The following is a 4,274-nucleotide window of genomic DNA, read 5'->3' on the forward strand; positions in this document are numbered from 1 at the left end:
CCTTCAAAAATTCTGAAACGATATCCGCCTTCAGCGCAAGTGGGTCAAGACTTACGCTTAATATCTTATGACAATGAGGGCATATAGACGTTTTGAACATTTTGGTTTTCCTTTATTATGTATTTTTTGTTTTATAACGACGCTAATCAGCCGCGCGGCTTTTTGCGTCGGCTGAATTAGCCTTGTTATGTGCTTTTAATCTTTCTTTACTTCTGATATTGGTGAGGTAATATTGATATTTCTTGACAACATAGCCCTTTCATTTAATCTGCCAATTATTCCTTCACACAATACTTTTTTTGAGGGCTTACCTTTGAAGGTAAGACCAAGTTCGTGGGCAATCACCTTTAAATTCGGGACAATCATTTCTTGCAACCTACCTTCGATAAGCCCATGCTTTTGATTGCCCCAATCTTCTGACAATTCGTCAAAAATTCTGAGAGCGTCTTCGGGCGTGATCGTTGCTTCTTCTTTTGTGCTTTCAGCGTTTCTTTGCCTTGGCTTGGATACTACAGAAGACTGACTTTTAGGTGGAATACCAAAAGAACGTTTTACATGCCGCTCTATTCGTGTAAGCGAGGATGCCATATCCTTCATAGTTGATTTAAGGTCAGCTATCTCTTGAGTCAGGCGTTGCAATTCCTCTTCTTTATCTCTAAAAAAATTCTCGCTCATGCTAAATACCTCACAACTTCATTCCATAAATTTTTAAATGGATCGACGAGTTCCCCTGGAACACCTCCTGACGTTATAGCTCTTTTAACACCTACTCTTTCAGGTATCCATGAATCTAAAAACTCTGCTCTTATGTTTTCGGTTTTTGATGCATTATCGCACACCCTGGAAACCTCACGCATGTAAAAACTGGTTTCTTTAGTAGGTGATCCCCCCCATGTTTTCGATTTGTTCATAAAAACACCAATTTTTGGTAAAGGAAAAGGTTCAATCCTCATTTTCAGACTATTTAAAATCAAATTGGTTCCTTTTGATGCAAAATAATCTGGATTTACCGGGATTAGTATTAGATCGCAGCAGGACAGGACACTATAGGAAAGCAATGTAAAAGATGGTGGGCAGTCAAAAAGGACATAATCATAAGATGGCAATTTAGGAGTATTTGTGACTTTCCCTAATAAACGCCTGATAAAATCTTTCACAGCATCCCTGTCAAAAACTTCAAGCTCCATCCAGTAAAGGTCTTCGACGGAAGGTACAAAATGAAGCCTATCAGTCAATTGGTAGATAAAATCAAACCCAACTGGAAAATCAAAGTGCTGTGCTGGTCTTGCAAATTGATCAAGAGCATCGAAAATGGTTTTCTTTCGTTCGATTGAATTTTCATACCATTTCTGAAACCTTGCCTCAAGTGAGTATCCATCTTCATTTAATGAAATTGCTTGAGTAAGTGACATTTGGGCATCCAGATCGAATAATAATACCTTCGAATCTGAAAATGAGGATATAACATCACCAAGGCACCAAGTAACAGTTGTTTTTCCAACGCCACCCTTAAAATTTATAGTAGCGATTGTTTTAGGACTGTTCATATTGTTTCCTCCGTCTCATTGCACATAACGCTCAGCATAACCGGTTGGTAAAAGTTACATAGCGAAGCGGCGCAGCTTTTACCAATCCGTGTTCATGCTGTTGTTGGGCGTCGTTTATAATTCGTTGAATTAAATCATTACTCATTTGAATTGCCAATTTCTCATCAGCTTTAGCGATTTCAATTACATTTTCAGCATCTTTGTTATCAATCATGTTAAATTGATTTTGGCTTGGGCAAAAACAGTCGTTTAAATCACCTGGCTCAAATTTATCTAAGTTGTCCCCATAACTTCTTTTATTGGCTTTTATAATCTCTTGTCCAATGTCGCTCAGCAAATAAACGAACAGCTTATCTATAAGATGTTCACCAAACATATTTGGATAAAAAGCATGAAAGCAGGTAAAGTTAATTGCTGTTGTAAGATTTCTTATTATCTTTAGTCGTCCCCTGTTGAATACACCAAACAAAATTGGAGCGGTCTTTCGGCGTTCTATTTTATACCAAGGGCTCCTCATCTTTGTAAGATACCTTTCGTGGTATCTTAATTTTTCACCTTCATCTATATATTGGCGTATTCGTTGGCTCTCATGATCTCTTACATCTAAACAATAAACAGGTTTATCTGAATTATATAGAATATCAAAGTCATATTCCGTAAATACCGCTTTACGTATTTGAGGGCTTTTTGTAATACATTTGCAGATATTGCCATTATCTAATTTCCACTTTTCGATTTTTGTTTTTGTAAGCGCAAAAAATTCATTTGCACCCGTAGCAATACCTCTCGTGAATGAACCATAAAGTGATAATTTAACGAAATCTTCTGGAATAGTCTGTTCAGAGAATAATGATAATAATATAGGTGTCCATTTTTTGTTGAATGGCAAATTCGATGGTTCTATTGTTGCGTGATAAAGACTACTAATATTTGATAGTTGACTAATCTCATCCTCAGCCTTAATTTGCGTAATTTTTATATCATCTTCTTTCCCGTCTTTTTTGCAAAGCAGCACACAGACAGTTGTAGTTGCATCTGGAAATATTTCTTTTTCATTTGAAAAAATGATTATTTGTTTTAATAGATGATTTTTGAGCAGGCTTCTCTTTACCTCTTTTCCATAGCCAGTATTAAAAAATTCGAATGGCATAATAAATGCGAGATTTCCGTTATCATTAAGTTCATTCAATGCCTTTAAAAGAAAAACTGATGAAATATTAGAATAGCCAACAAGCCTTTTTCCTATTTGTTTTTCAATCTTTGGTAATACAGAATGTCTTTTCAAGAAATTCTGAAACCTCATGTAAGGAGGATTGCATATAATCCCATCAAAAGAACCTGCATTTGCTTCAAGATAATCACAGTTATTAATTTTTAGATTTGATTTATTTAATTCACTATTAAGATAGCCAATGATCTTTTTGTCAATCTCGTACCCGATAAATTGTAATTGTTGACTTGGTTTGGTCTTGAGTACTTCATCGTAAAATATACCAAGTCCAAAAGCGGGGTCTAAAACGGTTGTTGGGTTATCATTCAAAACCCACTGAACCATAAGGCGTGCTACTGATGATGGTGTAAAAAATTGACCATAATCTTTTCTATGGCTAATAGGCGTGTCCTTTATATAGTCAGATTCACGCATTAATGACATCCCTCATCAATATTTCATTATCAAGATACCCTTTACCACCCTCGAAGGTCACATAGAACAGTAATCTGCCTCTATCCAATTCTTTCATAGCTGCCTTATGTTCCGGCATATCGATCTTCCCTATAAGCTCTTTACCTATTTTTACGTTAACCTTTATTGTTGTTTTACCTTGATTTTTTACGTCTCTTTCGATTGAAAAATTATTCCCTTCGTTTTCATCGTTAGAAACGAGTTCAAGAATGTCTTGAAAAGAGATTACATACGCTTTATCAAAAAACACTTGCAAGTAAAAATGCTTAACATTGTATTTTTGAATCCATCTGTTTACGAGTGCAATATCCTCCATTTTTGGGGTAATACTTAGATAGTCTCTCTTGTGAAGTGTTTTTATATTTTCTTTTAATCCTTTCAAAAGTTCAGTTAAATCTCTCAGCTCTTGGGTTAGTGACCATGATGGTCGTCGAAAATCCAGCTCTTTAAATGTTATAGTGGACCCCATGTCAAGACTGATTTTCATAAAAATTAAGCTACCAAAGGTCTCTGATATTTTCTCCGGGTTTAAGTTCTTTTTTCTTACAAAGTCCTTTTCAAAAGGTCCGCTATTGCCGGATAAATGAAAAATGTTTCCCCCAATTTATATGTTGTGCTACAGTCACCACACCTACTCGGAGGATGGGGCAATGCTGGGAAGCAACCCGAGCGCCGAAGCTGGCGGCGTAGACAGAGGGCCGTGCATCTTTTGCGCGGCCCATCTTTTCATCTAATCTGTTTATGCCCGTTAAGCCTTAAATCCCGGTGGTTTGGGGGCAGAGCCCCCATTATTATCAGGCTTTATGTCCTTTGATAATGCACCTCAGCCGGAGTCTTGTAATTTAAGGCCTGGTGAAACCGGCAGTTGTTGTAGAACACAAAATATTTCTTTAAGGACGAAAAGCTTCCTTGGCGGTACGGTATTCTGAAATATAGACCTCTTCGTATTTCACGCTTCGCCACAGCCTTTCGACGAAAATGTTATCCAAAGCTCGTCCTTTTGAGTCCATGCTGATTTTTATGCCTCTGGCTTTAAGCGGCTT

Annotated in this window: 4 protein-coding genes and 1 pseudogene; all 5 read right to left on the reverse strand. The window is 36.9% G+C overall.

From position 1 onward, the window contains the following. Positions 1 to 195: 195 nt before the first annotated feature. On the reverse strand, positions 196 to 675 hold the full coding sequence (locus VXK47_RS00020; RefSeq protein WP_435546725.1) for a hypothetical protein: 480 nt from the start codon (positions 673 to 675) through the stop codon (positions 196 to 198). Beyond that, the gene (locus tag VXK47_RS00025) at positions 672 to 1,547 is read right to left on the reverse strand and encodes a ParA family protein (RefSeq protein ID WP_435546726.1); all 876 of its coding nucleotides are present in this window, start codon (positions 1,545 to 1,547) and stop codon (positions 672 to 674) included. The genes VXK47_RS00020 and VXK47_RS00025 overlap by 4 nt, the downstream gene beginning before the upstream one ends. Positions 1,548 to 1,578: 31 nt before the next feature. After that, on the reverse strand, positions 1,579 to 3,192 hold the full coding sequence (locus VXK47_RS00030) for an HsdM family class I SAM-dependent methyltransferase (protein ID WP_435546727.1): 1,614 nt from the start codon (positions 3,190 to 3,192) through the stop codon (positions 1,579 to 1,581). Next, positions 3,185 to 3,718 (reverse strand): AccI family restriction endonuclease, encoded by a 534-nt coding sequence (locus VXK47_RS00035; RefSeq protein WP_435546728.1) that lies wholly within the window; start codon positions 3,716 to 3,718, stop codon positions 3,185 to 3,187. The genes VXK47_RS00030 and VXK47_RS00035 overlap by 8 nt, the downstream gene beginning before the upstream one ends. 314 nt (positions 3,719 to 4,032) lie before the next feature. Then, positions 4,033 to 4,274, reverse strand: a pseudogene (locus tag VXK47_RS00040) (integrase core domain-containing protein); the annotation flags it as partial.

The organism is Desulfobacterium sp. N47 (assembly GCF_051233685.1).
In the GTDB taxonomy this organism is placed as follows: Bacteria; Desulfobacterota; Desulfobacteria; order Desulfobacterales; family RPRI01; genus RPRI01.